The 20,648-nt window shown below is 69.9% G+C and carries 22 protein-coding genes and 1 pseudogene; 14 read left to right on the forward strand and 9 right to left on the reverse strand.

The window, feature by feature from the left end; genetic code table 11:
- Positions 1-73 precede the first annotated feature (73 nt).
- The 5 genes and pseudogenes from FHR32_RS08470 to FHR32_RS08490 all read left to right on the forward strand — a co-directional run.
- A complete protein-coding gene (locus tag FHR32_RS08470) occupies positions 74-445 on the forward strand; it encodes a hypothetical protein (RefSeq protein WP_184753789.1) in 372 nt (123 codons plus the stop codon).
- Between the two features lie 657 nt (positions 446-1,102).
- Positions 1,103-1,429, forward strand: coding sequence for a hypothetical protein (locus tag FHR32_RS08475; RefSeq protein ID WP_184753790.1), 327 nt, complete (start codon positions 1,103-1,105; stop codon positions 1,427-1,429).
- Positions 1,430-1,962: 533 nt separating this feature from the next.
- A complete protein-coding gene (locus tag FHR32_RS08480; protein WP_184753791.1) occupies positions 1,963-2,295 on the forward strand; it encodes a hypothetical protein in 333 nt (110 codons plus the stop codon).
- A 700-nt stretch (positions 2,296-2,995) separates the two neighbouring features.
- Positions 2,996-3,370 carry a hypothetical protein gene (locus FHR32_RS08485; RefSeq protein ID WP_184753792.1) on the forward strand — a complete coding sequence of 125 codons (375 nt, stop codon included), beginning with the start codon at positions 2,996-2,998 and terminating at the stop codon, positions 3,368-3,370.
- A gap of 528 nt (positions 3,371-3,898) precedes the next feature.
- Positions 3,899-4,051: pseudogene (locus tag FHR32_RS08490) on the forward strand (TetR family transcriptional regulator); the annotation flags it as partial.
- On the opposite strand, the gene FHR32_RS08495 reads toward FHR32_RS08490, so the two are convergent.
- Together FHR32_RS08495 and ku are read right to left on the reverse strand one after the other, a co-directional pair.
- Entirely contained in the window at positions 3,983-4,417 is a 435-nt protein-coding gene (locus FHR32_RS08495) for a DUF4158 domain-containing protein (RefSeq protein WP_312882172.1), read from the reverse strand. The pseudogene FHR32_RS08490 and the gene FHR32_RS08495 overlap by 69 nt on opposite strands.
- A gap of 46 nt (positions 4,418-4,463) precedes the next feature.
- A complete protein-coding gene (gene ku, locus FHR32_RS08500; RefSeq protein ID WP_184753793.1) occupies positions 4,464-5,336 on the reverse strand; it encodes a non-homologous end joining protein Ku in 873 nt (290 codons plus the stop codon).
- A 220-nt stretch (positions 5,337-5,556) separates the two neighbouring features.
- On the opposite strand from ku, the gene FHR32_RS42915 reads away from it, so the two are divergent.
- The 3 genes from FHR32_RS42915 to FHR32_RS08515 all read left to right on the forward strand — a co-directional run bounded on the left by FHR32_RS42915 (position 5,557) and on the right by FHR32_RS08515 (position 6,873).
- Positions 5,557-5,853 carry an Rv3202a family protein gene (locus tag FHR32_RS42915; protein ID WP_221465318.1) on the forward strand — a complete coding sequence of 99 codons (297 nt, stop codon included), beginning with the start codon at positions 5,557-5,559 and terminating at the stop codon, positions 5,851-5,853.
- A gap of 60 nt (positions 5,854-5,913) precedes the next feature.
- Positions 5,914-6,543: a TetR/AcrR family transcriptional regulator gene (locus FHR32_RS08510; RefSeq protein ID WP_184753794.1), complete on the forward strand. Its 630-nt coding sequence runs from the start codon at positions 5,914-5,916 to the stop codon at positions 6,541-6,543.
- 99 nt (positions 6,544-6,642) lie between these two features.
- Positions 6,643-6,873: a DUF3107 domain-containing protein gene (locus FHR32_RS08515; protein WP_184753795.1), complete on the forward strand. Its 231-nt coding sequence runs from the start codon at positions 6,643-6,645 to the stop codon at positions 6,871-6,873.
- 360 nt (positions 6,874-7,233) lie between these two features.
- Here the strand turns inward: FHR32_RS08515 and FHR32_RS08520 are convergent, their stop codons facing one another.
- Positions 7,234-7,884, reverse strand: a complete 651-nt coding sequence (locus FHR32_RS08520) for a ferritin-like fold-containing protein (RefSeq protein ID WP_184753796.1) — start codon at positions 7,882-7,884, stop codon at positions 7,234-7,236.
- A 390-nt stretch (positions 7,885-8,274) separates the two neighbouring features.
- Between FHR32_RS08520 and FHR32_RS08525 the strand changes: the two genes are divergently transcribed.
- Positions 8,275-10,170, forward strand: coding sequence for a DEAD/DEAH box helicase (locus tag FHR32_RS08525; RefSeq protein WP_184753797.1), 1,896 nt, complete (start codon positions 8,275-8,277; stop codon positions 10,168-10,170).
- Positions 10,171-10,270: 100 nt separating this feature from the next.
- The gene (locus tag FHR32_RS08530) at positions 10,271-11,143 is read left to right on the forward strand and encodes an alpha/beta fold hydrolase (RefSeq protein ID WP_184753798.1); all 873 of its coding nucleotides are present in this window, start codon (positions 10,271-10,273) and stop codon (positions 11,141-11,143) included.
- Positions 11,144-11,183: 40 nt separating this feature from the next.
- Here FHR32_RS08530 and FHR32_RS08535 read toward each other — a convergent pair whose 3' ends face one another.
- The 3 genes from FHR32_RS08535 to FHR32_RS08545 all read right to left on the reverse strand — a co-directional run bounded on the left by FHR32_RS08535 (position 11,184) and on the right by FHR32_RS08545 (position 13,571).
- Positions 11,184-12,041 (reverse strand): RecB family exonuclease, encoded by an 858-nt coding sequence (locus tag FHR32_RS08535; RefSeq protein ID WP_221465321.1) that lies wholly within the window; start codon positions 12,039-12,041, stop codon positions 11,184-11,186.
- A gap of 30 nt (positions 12,042-12,071) precedes the next feature.
- Entirely contained in the window at positions 12,072-12,788 is a 717-nt protein-coding gene (locus FHR32_RS08540) for an MBL fold metallo-hydrolase (RefSeq protein ID WP_184753800.1), read from the reverse strand.
- 141 nt (positions 12,789-12,929) lie between these two features.
- Positions 12,930-13,571, reverse strand: a complete 642-nt coding sequence (locus tag FHR32_RS08545; protein WP_184753801.1) for a DUF6758 family protein — start codon at positions 13,569-13,571, stop codon at positions 12,930-12,932.
- Positions 13,572-13,645: 74 nt separating this feature from the next.
- Between FHR32_RS08545 and FHR32_RS08550 the strand changes: the two genes are divergently transcribed.
- On the forward strand, positions 13,646-14,065 hold the full coding sequence (locus FHR32_RS08550) for an NUDIX hydrolase (protein WP_184753802.1): 420 nt from the start codon (positions 13,646-13,648) through the stop codon (positions 14,063-14,065).
- Here FHR32_RS08550 and FHR32_RS08555 read toward each other — a convergent pair.
- The gene (locus FHR32_RS08555) at positions 14,028-17,171 is read right to left on the reverse strand and encodes a sialidase family protein (protein ID WP_184753803.1); all 3,144 of its coding nucleotides are present in this window, start codon (positions 17,169-17,171) and stop codon (positions 14,028-14,030) included. The two genes, FHR32_RS08550 and FHR32_RS08555, sit on opposite strands and share 38 nt — an antisense overlap.
- A 272-nt stretch (positions 17,172-17,443) precedes the next feature.
- Between FHR32_RS08555 and FHR32_RS44150 the strand changes: the two genes are divergently transcribed.
- Positions 17,444-17,602: a DUF6529 family protein gene (locus tag FHR32_RS44150; RefSeq protein ID WP_184753804.1), complete on the forward strand. Its 159-nt coding sequence runs from the start codon at positions 17,444-17,446 to the stop codon at positions 17,600-17,602.
- Here the strand turns inward: FHR32_RS44150 and FHR32_RS08565 are convergent.
- On the reverse strand, positions 17,583-18,524 hold the full coding sequence (locus tag FHR32_RS08565; protein ID WP_184753805.1) for an HpcH/HpaI aldolase/citrate lyase family protein: 942 nt from the start codon (positions 18,522-18,524) through the stop codon (positions 17,583-17,585). The two genes, FHR32_RS44150 and FHR32_RS08565, sit on opposite strands and share 20 nt — an antisense overlap.
- A 159-nt stretch (positions 18,525-18,683) precedes the next feature.
- Between FHR32_RS08565 and FHR32_RS08570 the strand changes: the two genes are divergently transcribed.
- Both FHR32_RS08570 and FHR32_RS08575 read left to right on the forward strand, forming a co-directional pair.
- Entirely contained in the window at positions 18,684-19,253 is a 570-nt protein-coding gene (locus FHR32_RS08570; protein WP_184753806.1) for a biotin transporter BioY, read from the forward strand.
- A gap of 65 nt (positions 19,254-19,318) precedes the next feature.
- Positions 19,319-19,684, forward strand: a complete 366-nt coding sequence (locus FHR32_RS08575; RefSeq protein WP_184753807.1) for a hypothetical protein — start codon at positions 19,319-19,321, stop codon at positions 19,682-19,684.
- Here FHR32_RS08575 and FHR32_RS08580 read toward each other — a convergent pair.
- Positions 19,659-20,603: an EamA family transporter gene (locus FHR32_RS08580; RefSeq protein WP_184753808.1), complete on the reverse strand. Its 945-nt coding sequence runs from the start codon at positions 20,601-20,603 to the stop codon at positions 19,659-19,661. The genes FHR32_RS08575 and FHR32_RS08580 overlap by 26 nt on opposite strands.
- Between the last annotated feature and the right edge of the window lie 45 nt (positions 20,604-20,648).

A 20,648-nucleotide genomic window follows, 5' to 3' on the forward strand; every position in this document is an offset into this window, starting at 1 on the left:
CCATCCAGGGCATTTTCCAATTACTCCGGAAAATGTCAGTGAGGGCAACCGATCCTTTCAAGGGGGAAACGCAATGCCCATGTTCAAGAGCGTCTTCGCAGGACTCGCCATCAGCACGGCGCTGGCCGGCGGGATCGTCAGCCTCGGCGCGGCGACCACCATGACCACCGCCAACGCCGCCGTGGCCCAGACCACCATCGGCGCCTTCCAGACCTGCGGCGGCTGCGGCGGCGGCTGCGGCGGCGGCTGCAACCGTGATCGCCGCTTCGAGCGCAGGCACTTCAGACTGAGGATCTTCACCAACAACCGCAACCACAACGACGTCCGGGGCGACAACGACCAGGCGCAGGCCCAGCGCGAGTTCCAGTGGAACCGCAGGAACGAGAACCGCAGGAACGAAAGGGATCAGCAGGGCCCCGCCGCGCCTCCCGCCGGCGGCCTCTAGTCGCTCAACCGGGGTCGCGGCGCGGCGCGTGGCCGGGTCATCTGACCACGCGCGGCCGGATCCACGGCCGTGATGAGTTCGGGCCCATGGCGGAGGGGCCGAGCGCCCGTATTCACCGAGATTGCCGTTACCCACGGAAAGGCAGCGGCCACGGAGAGAAGTCGGGCTCCTCGAAAGAGGCTCGGCAACCCGGCGCTCAGCCGGTGGTGACACCGGTCGCCCACGGCCTTCCAGGTGGGGGCTCCGCGATTTTCGAAACGCGGAGCCCCTAATTCACGGAAGTCGCGTTTCACCGGAGGAAAATCCACGCCGACCGCCCCATTCACAGGAGACCCCATCCTCTTCGGGGCGTTCTCTTCGGCACGCTCGGCCGGTGTCACACCTCCCCCCATGCCCTTTCAGTGCTTTTTCCTTACGGCTTCGAGATCGACAGGCGGCACGGCCACAAGATCGGCTGTCGCCCCCTTTCCCGTGAGGACGATCTCCATTGTCGATAAAAAGACAGTTGACATTAAAGGCCAACAATCTCCGTTTATCGACCAAGGCGGACGGAAATCAAGAATTCAGGGATGGCCCACTATGGACCGTCCAGGACATTTTCCGGTCACCCTGGAAAATGTCAGCGCGGGCAACACATCCTTTCAAGGGGGAAACGCAATGCCCATGTTCAAGAGCGTCTTCGCAGGACTCGCCATCAGCACGGCGCTGGCCGGCGGAATCGTCAGCCTCGGCGCGGCGACCACCATGACCACCGCCAACGCCGCCGTGGCCCAGACCACCGCCGCCGGCTTCCAGACCTGTGGCGGCTGCGGCGGCTGCGGCGGCGGCTGCCGCCGCGACCGCCGTCGCGAAAACCACCGTTTCAGGCTGCGGATCTTCACCAACAACGACAACCGCAACGACGTCCGGGGCGACAACGACCAGGCACAGGCCGAGCGCCAGTTCCAGTGGAACCGCAGGAACGAGAACGCGAACGACGACTAGTCAGAACGCGGCACGTGGTCGAGACGTCTGACCACGCGCGACCGATTCACGGTCGCGACGAGCTCCGGCCCAGGGCGGAAGGGCCGAGCGCCCGCGTTCACTGAGACCGCCGCCCTCGACATGAAGACGGCGACCGCACAGGGAACGCGGGCACCTCGAAACGGGCTCGAGAATCCGGAACTCAGCCGAGGATGACACTGATCGTCCACGGCAATCCGGGTGGGGCTCCGCGGCTTTCGAAGCGCGGAGCCCCTACTCCACGGAAAGCGCATTTCGCCACCGAGACACTCGTGCCGGACTGCACGCTTTTCCTTTATGGGAAGCCTTCTCATTCACCGGGACGACCTCCCTGAAAAACCTCGCCATCGACAAAAATATGACCGAGATTAAAATCTGCCAATCTCTGTTTATTGTCTGATATGGGAGGAAATAAAGTCTATGAGGGATGGGCCGCTATGGACCATCCAGGACATTTTCCAATCACTCTGGAAAATGCCAGTGCGGGCAACACATCCTTTCAAGGGGGAAACACAATGCCCATGTTCAAGAGCGTCTTCGCAGGACTCGCCATCAGCACGGCGCTGGCCGGCGGGATCGTCAGCCTTGGCGCGGCGACCACCATGACCACCGCCAACGCCGCCGTGGCCCAGACCACCGCCGTCGGCTTCCAGACCTGTGGCGGCTGCGGCGGCTGCGGCGGCGGCTGCCGCGAACGCCGCTTCGACCGGCGCCGCGAGCACTTCAGGCTGCGGATCGCCACCAACAACGACAACCAGAACATCGTCCGGGGCAGGAACGACCAGGCCCAGGCCGAGCGCCAGTTCCAGTGGGATCGGGAGCGCAGGAACAACAACAACGAGGAGTAGTCCGAGCGCGGTGCATGACCGAGACATCTGACCGCGCACGGCCGGATTCACGGCCGTGATGAGCTCCGGCCCGCGGTGGAAGGGCCGAGCGTCCGTGTTCGCCGTGGTCGCCGTCCTCCGCGGGAGGACGGCGACCACGTAGGGAACACGGGCACCTCGAAACGGGCCAAAAACTCAGGAAAAAGCCGAGGATGAAATTTATTGTCCACGGCGTTCCGGGCGGGGGCTCCGCGGCTTTCGAAGCGCGGAGCCCTCGCTCCATGACAAGCGCATTTCCAGCCGAGGCATTCACGCCGGACGGCGCGCTTCTCCTTTACGGGAAGCCCTCTCCCCTTCCGCGCCATTCTTTCCGGCATGCCCGGCCGGCGCTCTCTCCCTCCCCGCGCCCTTTCGCCGCGCACTTTCCTGGTGGTCTCCACACCGGCGCGCAACGCGGCCAGCCGATCGGCAGGCGCCCCCTCTCCGACGGGACACCTCACTATGGGCGATCTTCTCTCCGACGGGACACCTCACTAAGGGCGATCCTCGATGTCGATAAAAACCACAACCGAGATTAAAGGTCGCCAATCTCCGTTTATTGTCCGATATGGGAGGAAATCAAGTCTATGAGGGATGGGCCATCACGGACCATCCCGGACATTTTCCAATCACTCTGGAAAATGCCAGTGGGGGCAACACATCCTTTCAAGGGGGAAACGCAATGCCCACGTTCAAGAGCGTCTTCGCGGGACTCGCGATCAGCACTGCACTGGCCGGCGGAATCGTCAGCCTCGGCGCGGCGACCACCATGACCACCGCCAACGCGGCCGTGGCCCAGACCACCATCGGCGCCTTCCAGACCTGCGGCGGCTGCGGCGGCGGCTGCGGCTGGCGGCGCTGCGGCTGTGGCGGCGGCTGCCACCGGCGCTGCGACCGCGACCGCCGTCGCGAGCACATCAGGGTGCGGGTCATCACCAACAACCGCAACACCAACATCGTCAGGGGCGGCAACAGCCAGGCGCAGACTCAGCGGCAGTTCCAGTGGGACCGTGAGGACGCCGCCGAGCGTGCCGCGCTCGCCGAAGGCGGTCTCTGACCTTCCAGCCGGGTCGCACCTTGACCTGAGCACGGTAGGTGGTCGAGACGTCCGGCCACACGTGAGCGGACCACGGTCATGACGAGCTCCGGCCCATAGGCGGAAAAGGGCCGGGCGCCCGTATCCACCGGCAACCACCGCCCTCCACGAGAAGGCGACGGTCCAGCGGAAAACGCGGGCACCTCGGAACAAGCACACAACCCGCGCCTCAGCCAAGGCGACATCGGTTATCAACCGTATTACGGAGGGGGGCTCCACGGCTTTTCGAAGCGCGGAGCCCCTATTCCATGGCGGACCGACCCCTTCGACCGGCGCTCATGCCGGGCAGCGCGACTTTCTTCTGCGGGGAACGGCCTTCTCCACCGGCAAAGGCAGGGTGGCCGTCCAGTACCACACCGCCCGGTTCCGGCTCGTGCCCTCCCTCGCCAAGGCTCTCAACGTGCCGACCCCGCCGATCCGCAAACCCGGATCGGTGTGGATCGAAAGGATGTCGGCGGAGAGCACCGTGTCTGCGGCGGCGAGCTGCGAGTGCAGGTGGTCCAGCGTGCGGGGGCCGACGCCCGGCGCAACGAGAGGGCGCTGCTCGACGCCGCCGCAGCAGTCTTCGTGACCTCAGGCGTCGAAGCGCCGGTGCGCGACATCGCGGCCAGGGCGGGAGTCGGGGTGGCCACGATCTACCGCATCCGCGTACTTCTTCACCGACGACGCATCGCCGATCCCGAGCTGCTCGGCCAGGTAATCCACCGCCGGCCGCGGCACCGTCAACGGATCCTCCAGGAACAGGCCCTTGTACCGAACCGTCCCGATCCGGATCGCCACGCCCAACCGGTGTGAGTCGGCACACGACCGCGCGATCACATCCCGATCGAACGCGTCCAGGAAGAAGAACTTCTCCAAGTCCGACAGCGACGGCACCTCGGTGAACGACGCGTAAGCGGCCCTCCGCCCATCACTCAGAAACTCCGCAGCATGACCGGTGATCGTAGAGACCACACGTTTCCACCAGATGATCACCGGTATCGCCCCGATGACCAAAACCTCACCCACCCACAACTACCTCACCACGGGCCACAGACCATGACCATTCTCAGCGCTAACGGCTGTCCGCAGGTTCCTCGACCCCGTTCTCCTCGGTGTCCTGATCACCCACGGACTCGGCCGGCGCCTTCTCCCGGACCGGCGTCCTTCCGCCGCTCCCTTTCTTGGCCGCCTCGACACTGGCCCGCAGCGCGGCCATCAGATCAGCCGGCGGCCCCTCCTCGAGGGGAACCTCCGCGGGGACGACCTCCCTGCCCTCGACCTTCGCCTCGATGACCTCCTGGAGTGCCTCCCGGTAGGCGTCCCTGTGCGCGGAGGGGTCGAAATCCGCGACCATCGTCTCGATCAGCGACTCGGTCAGCCTCGCCTCCTGGAGGAGGACGTCGACGTCCTCCTCCAGGAACGGGAAGTCCGCGACACGCACCTCGTCCGGCCAGAGCATGGTCTCCAACAGGAACACCCCGTCCCGGACCCGGAGCACCGCGAGCGACTCGCGCTGCCGCAGCGCCACCTTGACGACCGCCACCAGGCCGGACCGCGCCAGCGCGTCGCGGAGCAGCACGTACGGTTTGATCCCGACGGCGTCCGGCTCCAGGTAGTAGGCCTTGTCGAGCATGATCGGATCGATCTGGTCGGCCGGGGTGAACTGAAGCACCTCGATCCTGCGCGAGGTGGACAACGGCAGGTCCTCGAAGTCGTCGTCGGCGAGCACGACCATGTCACCGGTGGGGAGTTCGTACCCCTTGGCCACGTCGGCGAACGGAACCTCCTCCCCGCACACCTGGCAGACCCGCCGGAACCGGATCCGGCCCGTGTCCTCCCCGTGCACGAGATGGAAGGCGACGTCGCGGCGCTCCGTCGCGCTGAACAACCTGACCGGGATGGTGACCAGCCCGAACGAGACCGCGCCTTTCCAGATGCTCCGCATGGCGTCTCCCTACCCTGGAGCTTCCCATTGATTTTCGCACACGGGTTCGGAAGTGTCGCCGGACGGGCACAGGCACTCACCAACGAGCCAGGTACCCGTCATGGCAGATCCGATGCCATGCCTTTCTCGGCAGGCGGGTACGGACGCCGTACGCTTGGCGGTGTCCAGTGTTCGCAGGAGAAGTGTTCGCAGGAGAACGGAGGCGGGGCGGATGCCAGAGATGGAAGTACGCGACGACAGCCCGCACGGCGAAGAGCCCGACGTTCCCTCCGAGGAGATCGGGATCGAGGCGCCGGAGGCCGACGCGGTCGAGCAGCATCGCCCCGTGCGCGAGGACACCCCCGATCAGCCCGAAGAGATCTCGCCCGAGATGCCGGAGGCCGACGTGGCAGAGCAGCACCGCCCCGTGCGCGAGGACGGCCCGGAATGGCCCGACCACATTCCACTCGAGGCCGATCCCGCGGACACCGCCGAGCAGAGCCGCACGGTGGAGACCGACGAGGACGATTATCGCTGACCCCGGTTACCCGCGCGTAGGATGATTCACGACAACAGGAGCACCCGCGAGGAGAACGCCGTGACCGCTACCCCGGACGCCAAGCCCCGGGGCACCCGGCTGCCCCGGCTGGCCCGTCGCCGCCAGCTGCTCAGCGCGGCGCAGGAAGTCTTCGTGGAGAACGGTTACCACGCGGCGGCGATGGACGACATCGCCGAGCGGGCCGGGGTGAGCAAGCCGGTGCTCTACCAGCACTTCCCGGGCAAGCAGGAGCTCTACCTCGCCCTGCTCGACCTGCACGTGGACGACATGATCGCCCGCTGCCGCGACGCCCTCGCCTCCACCACGGACAACAAACAGCGTGTCCAGGCCGCGATCGGCGCCTTCTTCGACTTCGTCTCCAACCAGGGCGAGGCGTTCCGCCTGGTCTTCGAGTCCGACCTGCGCAACGTCGCACCGGTCCGCCAGCGGATCGAGCGCAACCTCCGTGAGAGCGCCGAGATGATCAGCCAGGTCATCCAGGAGGACACCGGCTGCTCAAGCGACGAGGCCCGCCTGCTGGGCGTCGGCATGGTCGGCATGGCCGAGGTCAGCGCCCGATACTGGATAAGCAGCAACGGCTCCATTCCCAAGGACGCCGCCACCCAGCTCATCGCCCGCCTGTCCTGGCGCGGCATCTCGGGCTTCCCTCGCACGACGGCCGAGCACTGACAGATCCGACGCGTCTGTTCGCTTGGCGCGATCAACCGGCGCGCCGCGCGGCCGATGGGGCGACCATGGGACGAGCAGCCCTCGTCGAAAGGGAGCACGATGGAAATCAAAATCGGTGTGCGTTCCGTGCACCGTGAGCTCGTAGTGGAGACCGACCTCTCGGCCGAGCAGGTCGAGGAGGAGCTCAGCAAGGCGGTCGCCATGGACCGCGGCATCTTCAGCATCACCGACAACAAGGGCCGCAGGGTCCTCGTCCCCATCTCGTCCCTCGGCTTCATCGAGATCGGCGAGGAGGAGGCCCGGACCGTCGGTTTCGGCGGCACCCTCTAGAAAGATCCCGTACGGCCCGCGCCAGGTCGCCGCTCCCCCGTCGGCCGTGGCGCGGGCCCGCGGGACGGCTCAGCCGCCGGAGCACCCGTCTCGCGCACCCAGCCCGCAGCCGTACGGGCGGCGGGCCCGGTGAACGCGATGCCGCCCCAGGCTGATGGCCGGGCAGTCCGCTCCGCCCCTGCGTAACACGGCGCGTGAGCTCCAGGGGTTCGGTCCACATCTCGTCAAGGAACTGCCATAGCGGCGCGAGGCCCTCATGTCTCGCACGGTACAGCCGTTTGGTGCCTTCACGCTGCTCGATCTGCAGACCCGTCCCGCCACGTCTCTCGGAGGCGCCGCACGAGACGGCCGGGGCGCGCCTCAGGGCCCCGGGGTCAGCCCCATGGCCGCCATCCGCCTGCCGTGCGCCTCGGTCAGGCGGGCGAACATCCGGGTGACGTCCTCTCCCGCCGCCCCCACCAGCAGCCTCGCGAGCTCCGGCCGGGCCGCCGCCACGTGCTGGCCCTGACTCAGCGCCTCCCCCACCATCCGCCTGGCCCACAGCGCCAGCCGCCCGCCCTGTGCGGGGTCTTCCTTGAGGGCCGCGTTCACCCGCTCCACCGCGAACTGCGACCGTCCCTCGTCCTCGAGCACCTCCTCGACGAGCTGCCGCGTCGCGGCGTCCACGTGAGCGGCCGCCTCGCGGTAGAAGTCAAGAGCGATCCCGGTGCCGATGTACGCCTTGACCAGGGCCTCCAGCCAGTCTCGGGGCGTGGTCTGGGTGTGCCAGTCGTCCAGCGGGCCGACGAACGGGGCCATCGCCTCCTCCGGATCCACCCCGAGCGAGGAGATCCGGTCGTGGAGCAGCCGGAAATGGGCGTATTCGGCGGCGGCCAGGTCCCCGAGTGCGGCCCGGTCGCTCAGTGACGGGGCATGCCGGGTGGCATCCTCGGCGAGGCGCAGGAAGGCTGTCAGCTCGGCGTAGGCAAGGACACCGAGCAGGTCGGCGACGCCGGCAGGGGAATCACTCATACACGCAGCCTACGAGCTGGCTCATGTGGGCATCCCCCGAGTTGACTCACCCGGCAATTGAGCAGGAATATCAAGAAATCGGTTCCGCGTTGTGGTATCGAGTACACTGCTCTGAGAAAGTGCGACCGCACTGTGTTAATCCGGGGGATCTGCTCCCGGACGCCCCCGAAGTCGGCATGACGCCGCAGCGGTCGCTGATGACATGAGAGGGCTGGCCCTTCCGCGAGGACCCGGCACGGGGAAAATTTCTGCCCGTGGTCCCGGCAGGACTGCCTTCAACGGAGATTTAGGCAGGCCAAGCTGACGACGTTCCGAGACCTCGGAGTAACACCGGAGATCGCCGATGCCCTTGAAACCGAGGGCATCATCGCGCCGTTCCCGATTCAGGAGATGGCACTCCCCCTGGCCCTCAACGGCCAGGACATCATCGGCCAAGCGCGCACCGGCACCGGCAAGACCTACGCCTTCGGCGTGGCGATGCTTCAGCGTGTCGGCAAGCCCCGGAAGAACCGCAAGAAGCCTCGCGGGCTGGTTGTCGTGCCGACCCGCGAGCTGGCCGTACAGGTCACCGAAGACCTGGTGACGGCCGCCGGCAAGCTCGGCTCGCGGATTCTCACCGTGTACGGCGGGCGCGCCTACGAACCCCAGATCGAAGCGCTCAAGCAGGGCGTCGACGTGATCGTCGGCACCCCGGGCCGCCTGCTCGACCTGGTCAAGCAGAAGCACCTCGACCTCAGTCAGATCGACATGCTCGTCCTCGACGAGGCCGACCGCATGCTCGACCTGGGCTTCCTGCCCGACATCGAGCGCATCATCAAGCTCATCCCGGACGAGCGGCAGACGATGCTGTTCTCGGCGACCCTGCCGGGCGAGATCGTCGCCCTGTCCCGGCGTTACCTCACCCGTCCCACCCATGTGCGGGCCGAGAACAACGATGTCGAGGCCGAGGCGACACCGCAGACCACCCAGTTCGTCTGGCGTGTGCACCGGATGGACAAGATCGAGATCGTGGGCCGCCTGCTCCAGTGCGAGGGGCGCGGGCTCACCATGATCTTCTGTGAGACCAAGCGCGCCTGCGACATGGTCGTCGAGCAGCTCAAGGAGCGCGGCTTCGCCGCCGCGGCCGTCCACGGAGACCTGGGACAGGGCCAGCGCGAGCAGGCTCTGCGGGCCTTCCGCAACGGCAAGATCGACGTCCTCGTCGCGACCGACGTCGCGGCGCGCGGCATCGACGTCGACGACGTCACGCACGTGGTCAACTACGACTGTCCGCAGGACGAGAAGGCCTACGTGCACCGGATCGGCCGCACCGGCCGGGCGGGTAAGACCGGCGTCGCGGTGACCTTCGTGGAGTGGGAGGACCTCACTCGCTGGAAGGTCATCAACAACGCGTTGTCTCTCGACTTCGCCGAGCCGCTCGAGACCTACTCGACCTCCCCGCACGTCTTCAGCGATCTGGGCATCCCCGAGGGCACCAAGGGCGTGCTGCCACGCGCCAACCGGTCCCGGGCGGGCCTGGCGGCCGAAGAGGTCGAAGACCTCGGTGAGACCGGACGCATCCGCTCCCGCGGTCCCCGCAAGGGTCGCGAGGAGGAGCGGGACGAGCGCCGCGAGCGCCCCGCCCGCGCACCGCGCGAGCGCCGCCGCACCCGCGGAGGCCAGCAGAGTGTGGACGGAGCAGAGACGACCCAGCCGGCGGAGACCGTCCAGCCGGTGGAGACGGTGGCTGAGGCGGCGCCGGCGGAGGAACCCCGACGCCGTCGCGCCCGCCGTAAAGCCGAGGAGACCCCGCTCGCGACCGAGGGGATCCAGAGCCCGATCGTCGAGCTCGCCGAGGTGGAGGTGGACGTGACGTCCCGCAAGGACACCATTGCCGACCAGCCCGCCGAGACCGCGCCCCGCCGGGGCAGGACCCGGAAGGCCGGACTGAACCCCGAGGTGAGCATCACCGAGAACACCGGGGTCCAGGCGCAGAGGGAGCCCGTGGTGGAGCAGACCGACGCACCGCGCCGCAGGCGCGAGCCGGTGGCAGAGGTCCGGCAGTGGGAGGACGAGCCGATGACCGATCGCTGGGACGAAGAGCCCGCGGCCGACCCCGCACCCCGCCCGCAGCCGGAGAAGATCATTCCGCCGAGCCCGTTCTCGGTGATCTTCCAGTCGCCGGACCTGGCGACGGACGACGACGAGATCGCCCCGTCGGCGGCCTCGGAGCGGGCGCAGAGCCGCCGCCGTCCGCCGAACAGAGGTCAGCAGCAGCAGCAGCGGGGCGGACGTCGCCCGAGCTAGCCGTGAACAGTGGAAGGGGGCGCGACCCATGGGTGGCGCCCCCTTTCCGCGTCATGAGACGCACAGAGCCATGTCACCAAGAGAGGTATCGTGGGGCCACGTGAGTACGCCGCGATTTCTGACCCTGCCTCCTGGCGTCCGATCCCGTCAGGTCGACACGACGGTGGGGGCCTTCGCCGTGCTGGAGGCCCTGCCGATCAGTGGCATCGCCGAGCGCTGGCCTGCCCTGCTGGTCCCCGGCCTCACGGGCAGCAAGGAGGACTTCATCGCGATCCTGCAGACGCTCGCCCAGTCGGGGCGTCGGGTCATCGCCGTCGACATGCGCGGGCAGTTCGAGACGGACGGCCCCGAAGACGCCGGCGCCTACACCTGCGCGGCACTCGGCAACGACATCGACGTCCTCGCGCAGACGATCGGCGGGGGTGAGCCCCTCCATCTGGTCGGGCACTCCTTCGGCGGCCTGGTCACCCGGGAGGCGGTCATCGACGGCCTCACCAAGTTCGCCTCCTACACGCTGATGAGCTCGGGTCCCGCCGCGATCGTCGGCGTGCGCGAGCGCGCCGCCCGGACGATGCTCGCGGAGCTTCCCGAGTTCGGCCTGGACCACATATGGCATGACCGGATGGAGCCGGAGGCCCTGGCCACGGGAGTGCCGGACGACATCATCGCGTTCCTGCGCAAGCGGATGTTCGCCAACTCTCCCACGGGCATGATCACGATGACCGGGGAGGTGCTCTCCGCGCCGGACCGGTGCGACGAGCTCACCCAGGTCGAGGTCCCCACCCTGGTCCTGTACGGCGAGCACGACGACGGCTGGCCGCCGCGGACGCAGTCGGAGATGGCCGACCGGCTGAACGCCGAGTGCGTGGTGGTTCCCGGTGCCGCCCACTCCCCCGCGGTGGAGGCCCCCGAGACGACCGCCGCGGCGCTCACCCGGTTCTGGAACGCGGCCGAGACGCGGCAACCGGTCTGAGACCTTCCGGCGGCCCCGGCGCTCACCGCCGTCCTCGCCGTCAGTCGGCGAGGCCGTCCCACGGCCGGCGATCGCCCGAGGCGGCCTGGCCTTCCGGACAGTGCCTGCGGAAGTCGCACCAGGAGCAGAGCGGGCCTGTCTTGGGCGGAAAATACGCGTCGACCTCTTCGGGGACCCTCGGCGGGGTGCGGTCCGCGCTTCTGGTGCGTGCCGTGCCGGACCAGGCCCGGTAGCGGTCTTCGGCCTCGGAGGCCTCGGCCGCGATCTCCTCGGCCCGGCTCAGATGACGGGCCAGGGACTCGTCGGTGTGCTCCCACCCCACGATCGAGCCGGTCGGCAGGTGGTGGAGCTCGACCCGGTGACACGGGCGGTGCAGCACCCGGGAGGAGGCGACGGCGTAGACGGCCAGCGCGAGCGAGGAGCGGGCGTCGTCCGCGGTGAGGGCGCGGCGGCCGGTCTTGTAGTCGACCACGACCAGCTCCTCGCCCCGCCGGTCGAGCCGGTCGACACGGCCGGAGACGGCGATGACGGAGGTCCTGGTGGCCACGGTCCGCTCGACGCCGACGGGCTCGTCGGAGGGGTCGAGGCTCGCGACATATCCGGCGGTCATCTCCCGGGCCCTGTCACGCCAGGCCGCCGACTGCTCGGCGTCGCGGAACCCCTCGTTGATCCATCCAGCGGTGACCAGGGTGGCCGCCGTCACCGGTGTCCGCCGCCCGTAGGGCTCGCGCCACCAGCCGGCCAGGGCGTTGTGCACGCTGGCCCCGACGCTGTTGTGCGCCCAGGGCGGCCCCTTCTGCGGCGACGGCCGGTCGAGATAGGTGAACCGGTGACGCCGGGGACATTCCAGCCAGGTGTTCAGCCGCGACGGCGTGCAGGAGTAAAGCCGCCGCGGCATGCCCTCAAGGGGGAGTTGGTCCACGGAGGACTACTCGTCGAGGAGCTTCAAATTGATCTTGGCCGCCCGTGTCCCGTCGCTCAGCGGAGTCTCGGTCTTCTCGGTCACCTCGCCGCGGGTCAGCGAACCGGAGAGCCAGGCGTCGAACTGCGGCTCCAGGGCGCCGATGGTGCTCTCCTCACCGTGCGCGGGCAGCACCCGGGTGCTGTGGCGCAGAGTGAAAAGCCGGCCACCGATCGCGGTGAGCTGGTCGGCCAGCGCGGGGTACTCCCCGCCGACCCTGCCGGGCCCGTCGGCCTGCAGGGACTTGCCGGTGAAGACCGCGTCGAGGGCCTCGCAGTACAGCGAGACGCCGCCCTGGGAGATGCCGGGGGTGGACATGACCTCCAGCTCGACGTCGGCGACGCCGAACATGCCCTCGTCCTCCATATCGATGTCCGGCCAGGTGTCGGGCCAGGTCAGCCGCCACAGCGGCCGGTCCTTGGGGTGGAGGGCCACCACGGCCTCGTCGCGCGCCGCCACCTCGATGGCCGCGCCCACGTGGTCGGGCAGGCCGTGGGTGCAGATGACGGCCAGCACCTCTCTCTCGCCGACCTTCTCCAGGATCTTCTCCGCGTCACGCGCGGGATCGATGACGATGACCTCCTCATCGTCACCCACGATCCAGGTGTTGTTCTCGACTTTGTGCTCGGCGCCGTCGACATCGACGACGCCCTCGGTCACCACTCGTTCGATACGCGCTGTCACGCTTCTGAACTTTACTGCCTTGCTCCGCCCCGCGGCTCGGAGGCGGGTAACGGATAGCCTTCCTATTCGCCCTATTCGCCCACTTGTTGTCTTCTCATTGCCTGGCGCGGCCCAACTTGCCCGACGCGGCCCGACGGCGTCTCAGGCGTCCTCGCCGCCCAGACGCGGGGAGAACGCGCCGAAGGGCAGGTCGAGGGCCTGGTCCTGGTCCCGCAGGTCACGCAGGGAGAGGTCGGTCAGGGTGATCAGGTATCCCGCCTCGGCGGGCCAGACGACCACCCACAGCCAGTTGCCCAGCGCCTCACCGACGTAGACCGCCCGGTCGGGAGCGGCGTCGACGCACCACAGTGCGGCCGGATGCCCCTTGACGTCGATCTTGGCGTGGTACGGGCCCTCGTCGAATCCGGCACCCGGGTCGGTGCCCTCCAGACCGGCGAAGCCCGCCCCCAGACCCACACCGGGCTCCTCGGCGATGATCAGCATGTCGGCCGGCCCATGGGTCAGCGAGGGGCCGGAGACCGCGACCACGGTGGCTCTGATGCCGCTGCGTCCGTCACCCGCCTCGGCCAGCCCCGTGACCAGCCACCCCTGGGGCAGGGGCCACGGCAGCCAGACGGGAACGAGGGCGTTGCGACTGATCGCCTCCACGGCGGCGGAGGAGGGGTGTCTCGGCGGCTGCAGTGGCAGGACGTCACCGTGCGGGCCACATCGCCAGGCGCTTGACCAAGCGCTCGGCGGACGGAGCGGGCCGAAACACCGCGGGCAGATAGGCGCGGCTCTCACGCCTACCTACGGTGCTTCGTCAACGGCCGGTACGTCAAGAGTGCACCGCGTTATCAGGCCGTAATCTTACCGACATGCGCGTCAATTGTGTGGGGGCGATCATCAGTGACGGCTCCGGCCGGCTGCTCCTCATCCGCCGTGGTCGCCCGCCCGGCAAGGGCCTCTGGACGGTCCCCGGCGGCCGGGTCGAGCCGGGCGAGTCGGACGCCGACGCGGTGGCCCGCGAGGTGCTGGAGGAGACCGGCCTGACGGTCACGGCGGGCCGTCTGGCCGGCGCCGTCGAGCGTCCGGGACCGGCCGGCGTCCTCTACGTGATCCGCGACTACCTGGCCGGCGTCTCCGGTGGCACGCTCGCCGCCGGGGACGACGCCGCGGATGCCCGGTGGTTCACCGTCGACGAACTCGTACGGCTGCCGCTCTCCCCCGGCCTGCTGGACGCCCTCGTCGAATGGGCGGTCATCGAGCCGCGGTCAGGGTCGAGCGCCACAGCGTGAGGTGGTCGGCGCTGTAGGTGGTGGACCTGCCCAGGGCCACCACCTGGCCGCCGGAGATCGCGACCGCGCCGAGCCACTGGGCGCCGTCGCCTCCCTGGGCGGGGGTGTGGGGCTGCCAGGACAGCCCGTCCTCGGAGGTCCATGCCACGCTGTCGCCCTCGCCCGGGCGCCCCTGCCAGCCGACCGCCACCACGCCCTCCGCGGTCGCGGCCAGGTCCTGTACGGCGGCCGCGCCGTCCGCGGGGAACCAGGAGAACTCCCAGGTCGAGCCGTTGTCGTCCGACACCGCGCTGAAGGCTCGGAGCCCGTCCCCGGTCTGCGCGGTGCCGGCGGCGACGATGTGCCCGCCGTACAGGACCGCATGCCGTAGTCCGGCCGACGTCGCCCCCGGTGGCAGGACCGGCTTCCGCGCGCTCCATTCGACCCCGTCGGCCGAGACCCAGACCACGCCGGTCTCCTGTTGCGCGCCGCCGGTCCCGCCGACGGCCACGTAGCCGGACGAGGTGGCCGAGACGTCGTGCAGCCGCACCCCGGCACCGGCGGGGAGCTTCCGGGCCTTGGTGTAGCGCTTCAGATCGGACGAGAACCACAGGACGGGGACGGTTCCGGCCGGCCCGCGGTCCTCACCGGCGATGACATAGCCGGACGGGCCCGCGGCGACCGCGTGGGGAGCGAGGAAGTAGTGCTCGGCGGCCGGGGCGAGCTGGTCCGGGGCCGGCACGTCGCGCCAGGTGGCGCCGTCCTGTGAGGTGACGAGCAGAGGTGAGGTGGAGGAGGCGTTGAGCATGGTGCTGCCCACGGCCAGCCAGCCCGCCCTGCCCTGCGCGACGTCGCCGAGCGACTGCCTCCACGGACCGCCGAGAATGCGCGCCGGGCCACCGGCCTTCCAGTTCTCACCGTCCGCGCTGGTCCAGATCCCCGCGTCGCCGGACGCCGCGCCCACGGCGACGAACATGCCTCCCCCCGCGCCCACCCTGGCCGTCTCACGGGCGGCTCTGGTGAGGCCGTCGATCCCGTTCAGGGGGACCGGCCGGGCCTGTCCTCCCTTGGGCGCGGTGATGAGAACCAGACGGTTGTCCACGTCGGCGGCGCGCTCGTCACCGCCGACGACGAGCGTTCCCCCGTCCGAGACCGCCAGCGCCCGAAGCGAGCCGGGCACCTGCCCGAGATCGGTCGTCATGCTCCAGTCGTGGCCGTCCTCGCTGGTGTAGACGGAGTAGCGCTCGAAGCCCGACTCGGTGACGGCGGCCACGCCGTCCGGAGAGGAGGCCAGACGCCTGACACCCGAGCCGTCGGGGGCCAGGCCGCCGATGGTGCCGCACCGGGACCAGTCGTCGCCCTGGGGCGAGCAGTAGACGGCGACGTCGCCCTTGTCGCTGCGCTGCTGGGTCGGGACGAGCACGAACCCGCCGGCCACCGCCGCCAGTGCGCCCGATTCGGGGCTGACGCCCGCCAGCACCGCGTCGGTCCGCAGCCAGGTCCTGCCTCCGTCGGCCGAACGCAGGACCACCGAGGAGGACCCGCCCTTGACCGGATCACCCAGCGCGACCACGGCGTCCCCCTTGGCGACCACCGCCTTGAGGCCCCGGATCCTGTCCGGCGGATTGATCTCCCCGCTGTTCACCCTTTTCCAGTCCCGCCCGTCGGATGAGATCCACGCGACGGCTCCGGTGGCGCCGTCCGGGAGCATGGTCGTGCCCACCATCACGAAGCCCGAGGAGGTCCTGGCCAGATCCATGATCTTGTCTCCGGCCGAGAACGCGTCCAGCCCGCCGGAGTCCACCGCGTTCCAGCTGTAGCCGTCGGCGCTGGTCCACAGACCGTGTCCGGCGCCGAGGGGGTCGTTTCCCGCGGCCGACCAGCGGCCGTCACCGCCCGCCACCAGGCCCACGGTGGTCGGTCCCGCCTCGTAGCCCACCGGGCCCGCCACCTTGCCCAGTTGCCAGGTCGCGCCCCCGTCCGGAGAGAACAGGAACAGCGGCCGGGGGACGGGGCTGGTGGTGTCGCTGCCGACGGCGACCATGGCGGAGCCCGCCGAGGCCACGGCGTTGAGCACCTGGCTCGACCCGTCTCCGCCGGCGTCGGGCCGTGGGACGAAGTTCGCGTCCCCGGAGCGCACCTCGTCGCCGACCAGCCGGAGGCCGGTGGTGAACGGCCCGCTCACCCACTCCCACAGCACCAGTCCGCCACCGACCGCGACGGTCAGGACCAGGACCATCAGGAACGGGATCACCAGGCCGCGGCCGCGTCTGCGCCTGGTCGGGCTGGAGCGGCGCACGGCCGAGGGCGCGGGGGCCGTCCGGTGGTGCCGTCCGCCGTTCGGCCCCCGCCGGCCGGGCGGGCCCTGGGCGACCAGCAGGTCCGGCCGGGTGGGCCGGCCCTCGGGTGGGCGCCCCACGCGGCGCACCGGCTCGAAGCCGTCCTGAGCAGGTGCGGCCGGCTCGGGCGCCGGTTCCGGCGTGGCGGGAGCCTGAGGTCCGGCCCGGGTCCCGTCGCCGGGCTCACGCGGCGGTCCGGGGGTGGCAGGGGCATCGGGCCGCCGCTCCTCCCGGGGCTCAGCCGGCTCCCCGGACCCACGTGCGTCCCGAGATCCGCCCGGCTCCTCGAACTCAACCGGCTCCCGGGACCCGCGCGGCGGCCCGGAGGCGACGAGCAGATCCGGCCGGTCGGCCGTCCGCCGGCGCGGCGGGGCGTTACCGTCTCCGGGCTCGGGGGGCCGTCCATGCGCGGGCGGATGGGTGGGCGGGTCGGCGGGAGAAGAAGCGTAGGGCTGCGTGTGGGAGCGGCGTCGTTCGCCGCCCAGACCTTCGGGACGGGCCTGAGGGGGTTCGCTCCCGTCCGGGGTGGGTGAGGCGAACGGAGGGAGCATCCACGGGGAGGCCAGCGGGAGCCCCCGGAGGCCGTCGTCGGAGGGTCCGGGAGGGGCGTGCTGGATCGTGGGAGGCTCCTGGGGCTCGGCTGCGGGTGCAGCGTCGCCGCGGACACCGCCGTCGTCCGCCGGCCACTCTCGCGAGCGCGGGTCGTGAGGGCCCGGGGCCACGCTCAGCACCTCCTGTAGGAAGCCCGGTTTGCGCCCGGGGCCACCACCCCGGATCGTTCCAGTCATCTCCGTGACACTCTGCCGCAACCCCCTATGGGAGCGGCAAATCGCACGTGACCCTACTCCTACCCTGTTCCGTCGAAACGATCACCTCCGGCGGCCGGGCGACCGAAGCCCGGCCATACACAGTCCAGAGCAACACGTCGGAGCTTCGATGACGAGACCTCTCTAGTCAGATTTATTAATGCCACGCCGGAATTATCACTATTTGCCCTCATAATTCCGGTACTGCCGGCCAGATCGACGGCCCACTCGCCGCTGGGCCGCTCCTCTACGGTGTGCTCACCGCGAAGGCGCCGGCGCTGCCCCGGCAGGGGCTGCCCGGCTGGGGCCCGCCGGTGCTCGGCGGGCTGACCTTCACCGCACCGGCCGGGCTCTGGCCCACCTCGGCGCTGTGGTTCTCCACCGCGATCGGGGTCACGCCGTGGGCGGGGTGAAGGCGGTGGTGCGCCCGAGTCCCGCCGCCCTGCCCTTGGCCGCCACCACCAGCGCCATCTTCCTGGACGCCTCGTCGATCATCTCGTCGCCGAGCATGACCGCGCCGCGCTTCTCGACCGTCGTGGAGTAGTCGTACGCGTCGAGGATCAGCTCGGCGTGGTCGTAGTCCTCCTGAGAGGGCGAGAACACCTCGTTGGCGGCCTCCACCTGACTCGGGTGGAGCACCCACTTGCCGTCGAAGCCGAGCGCCGCGGCCCGCCGGGCCACCCGGCGGTAGCCGTCCAGGTCCTTGATCGCCAGGTACGGGCCGTCGATGGCCTGCAGACCGTGCATGCGGGCGGCCATCAGGATGCGCATCAGGATGTAGTGGTAGGCGTCGCCCTCGGTGTAGCCGGGGGGCTGCTCGCCGACCACCAGGGTCCGCATGTTGATCGAGGCCATGAAGTCGGCGGGACCGAAGACCAGCGCCTCCAGCCGCCGGGACGAGCCGCCGATGGCGTCCACGTTGACCAGGCCCCGGGCGCTCTCGATCTGGGCCTCGACGCCGATCCTGCCGACCGGGAGGCCGTTGGCCTTCTCGATCTGGGTGAGCAGCGTGTCGAGCCAGATCACCTGGGCCGGGTCCTCCACCTTGGGCAGCATCAGGCAGTCGAGGAACTCCCCGGCGCCCTCCACGACCTCGATGACGTCCCGGTAGGTCCACTGCGTGCTCAGGTCGTTGACCCGCACGACCCTCGTCCTGCCCGACCAGTCGCCCTCGCGCAGGGCCGCCACGATGTTCTTGCGCGCCCCCTCCTTGGCGAGCGGGGCGACGGAGTCCTCCAGGTCGAGGAAGACCTCGTCGGCGGGCAGGCCCTGAGCCTTCTCCAGGAAGCGGGGGTTGCTGCCGGGCACCGCCAGGCACGAACGTCGCGAGCGCATGGGCCCACGCTAGCGGCCGCCGCGCCCCGCGTGATGGGCCGGGCCGTTCTATGGCCCCTATACAAAGAGCACGGCCTGTTCTTGGCACCGATCTCGTACGACTCTTGTCTCAGGCATCCCAACAATAGAGAGTACGCATTGGTAAGGGAGATTTTTACGATGGCAAACGCTTCCTCGGTGGCCCGGCCCGCCGTCCTGTCCGACCTCATCCCCGGTTCCCGCGTCCGCGACGTCGCGCTCGTCGTCGGCGGCGCCGCCCTGACCGGCCTGGCCGCGCAGCTCACCTTCCCCATGTGGCCCGTCCCGGTCACCGGCCAGACCTTCGCGGTCGTGCTGGTGGGCGCGGCGCTGGGGATGAACCGCGCGGTGCTGAGCATGGCGCTCTACATGCTCGTCGGCATCGCGGGCGTCCCGTGGTTCCAGGGCGGCACCTCGGGCTTCGGCGGTGCCACCTTCGGCTACGTCATCGGCTTCATCGCCGCCGCCGCCATCGTCGGCAAGCTCGCCGAGCGCGGCGGCGACCGCACCGTCCTGCGCACGGTCGGCACGATGGTCCTCGGCAACCTGACGATCTACGCCTTCGGCCTGCCGGTCCTCATGGCCGTCACCGGGCTGGACCTCGGCAAGGCGCTCGCCGCAGGGGTGATCCCCTTCCTGGCCGGCGACGCCCTCAAGATCGCGGTCGCGGCCGGTCTGCTGCCGGCGGCGTGGAAGCTCTCCCGCCGCTGACCCCTCACGTCACGTACGGCCCGCGCTTTCCGGCCGATCGGAGGCGCAGGCCGTACATTCGTCTCATGGGTGTGATCGAAGAGGGCGCCAAGAAGTCGGGGGTCCTGTGGCTGTCGCTGGACCGGCCCCGGCTGGCCTGGCACGCGTGGCACGACGGGGCGATCTACGTGGTCACCGGCGGCGGCGAGCAGCCGTTGCCCGGTCTGGCGGAGCGCGGCGAGGTCCAGGTGACGCTGCGGAGCAAGGACAACGGGGGGCGGCTGATCGCCTTCGACGCCACCGTCGAGGTGGTCGACCAGGCGGAGTCCGCCGACGCGGTGGCCGCGCTGGCCAAGGAGCGGCTCAACGCCGTCGACAGCGCGGGCCTGGTGGAACGCTGGGCCGCCCGGTCGCAGGTGGTACGGCTCACGCCACGGGAATCGGCTCCATGACCTCCGCCACGGCGTGCGGCAGGCCCGCCGTGGCCCGCTGGGCCAGGTAGGCGCCGGACAGGACGACGAGGCCGCCGACGATCTGGAAGGGGCCGAGCCCCTCCCCCACCAGGAGCCAGGCGATCACCGCTCCGGCGATGACCTCCAGCGAGGCCACCGTGGAGCCGATCGCGGCCGACAGGCGGCGGACCGCGGTGACGCCGAGGATGTAGGCCACGACGGTGGCGATCACGATCATCCAGGCCGCGGCCACGAGCGCCGGCAGCGCGTGGCCGCCTTCGGGGGCCACGGTCTCGGTGAACGCCTCCCACGGGATGTCCCAGGGCCGGGAGATCGGGGTGAGCACCACGGCCGCGCCCAGCAGGCCCCAGGCGATCAGGCCCAGCGGGTCGACGTCTTCGCCGAATCCGTCGCTGAGCAGGAAGTATCCGGCGCAGCAGACCGCGGCTCCGAAGGCGAGCAGCAGACCCACCGGATCCAGGGCCAGGCCCGACCAGACCTCGACCACGATGCCGAGCCCGAGCACCGCGACCACGGCGCCGGCGAAGGCCGCGCGCGGCAGCCGTACTCGCCGGACGAACCGCACCCAGAGCACGACCAGCACCGGCGAGGTGAACTCGATCAGCAGGGTGACGCCCACCGGCAGCCGGGTGATCGCCGCGAAGTACAGCGCCTGCACGCCCGCCACCGCGACCACGGCGTAGGCCAGGAAGAAGGGCAGCCGCGAGCGCGGGATGCGCAGCGCCCGGGGCCTGACGGCCGCGAGGACGCCGACGAGCAGCAGCCCGGCGCCCGCCATCCGCACCCAGACGGCCTCCAGCGGAGCGAGCCCCGCGACGGCCAGGTATTTGGCCATCGGACCGGAGAAAGCGAAACACCAGGACGACGCGAACGCGATCAGCAGACCGGCACGCCTCATGAGACACCACCCTGTAATTACCGTTTAAGCATTTTGATGCTGTCA

This window comes from Streptosporangium album (assembly GCF_014203795.1).
Taxonomy (GTDB): domain Bacteria; phylum Actinomycetota; class Actinomycetes; order Streptosporangiales; family Streptosporangiaceae; genus Streptosporangium; species Streptosporangium album.

Bases quoted from the DNA above. Each gene is read 5' to 3' on its own strand.
- FHR32_RS08575 (WP_184753807.1), top strand. From the start codon at position 19,319: ATGGGTGTGATCGAAGAGGGCGCCAAGAAGTCGGGGGTCCTGTGGCTG.
- FHR32_RS08555 (WP_184753803.1), bottom strand. From the start codon at position 17,171: ATGACTGGAACGATCCGGGGTGGTGGCCCCGGGCGCAAACCGGGCTTC.
- FHR32_RS08470 (WP_184753789.1), top strand. From the start codon at position 74: ATGCCCATGTTCAAGAGCGTCTTCGCAGGACTCGCCATCAGCACGGCG.
- FHR32_RS08565 (WP_184753805.1), bottom strand. From the start codon at position 18,524: ATGCGCTCGCGACGTTCGTGCCTGGCGGTGCCCGGCAGCAACCCCCGC.
- FHR32_RS08525 (WP_184753797.1), top strand. From the start codon at position 8,275: ATGGCACTCCCCCTGGCCCTCAACGGCCAGGACATCATCGGCCAAGCG.
- FHR32_RS08480 (WP_184753791.1), top strand. From the start codon at position 1,963: ATGCCCATGTTCAAGAGCGTCTTCGCAGGACTCGCCATCAGCACGGCG.
- FHR32_RS08535 (WP_221465321.1), bottom strand. From the start codon at position 12,041: ATGCCGCGGCGGCTTTACTCCTGCACGCCGTCGCGGCTGAACACCTGG.
- FHR32_RS08520 (WP_184753796.1), bottom strand. From the start codon at position 7,884: ATGAGTGATTCCCCTGCCGGCGTCGCCGACCTGCTCGGTGTCCTTGCC.
- FHR32_RS08475 (WP_184753790.1), top strand. From the start codon at position 1,103: ATGCCCATGTTCAAGAGCGTCTTCGCAGGACTCGCCATCAGCACGGCG.
- FHR32_RS08550 (WP_184753802.1), top strand. From the start codon at position 13,646: ATGCGCGTCAATTGTGTGGGGGCGATCATCAGTGACGGCTCCGGCCGG.
- FHR32_RS08515 (WP_184753795.1), top strand. From the start codon at position 6,643: ATGGAAATCAAAATCGGTGTGCGTTCCGTGCACCGTGAGCTCGTAGTG.
- FHR32_RS08580 (WP_184753808.1), bottom strand. From the start codon at position 20,603: ATGAGGCGTGCCGGTCTGCTGATCGCGTTCGCGTCGTCCTGGTGTTTC.
- ku (WP_184753793.1), bottom strand. From the start codon at position 5,336: ATGCGGAGCATCTGGAAAGGCGCGGTCTCGTTCGGGCTGGTCACCATC.
- FHR32_RS08570 (WP_184753806.1), top strand. From the start codon at position 18,684: ATGGCAAACGCTTCCTCGGTGGCCCGGCCCGCCGTCCTGTCCGACCTC.
- FHR32_RS42915 (WP_221465318.1), top strand. From the start codon at position 5,557: ATGGAAGTACGCGACGACAGCCCGCACGGCGAAGAGCCCGACGTTCCC.
- FHR32_RS08485 (WP_184753792.1), top strand. From the start codon at position 2,996: ATGCCCACGTTCAAGAGCGTCTTCGCGGGACTCGCGATCAGCACTGCA.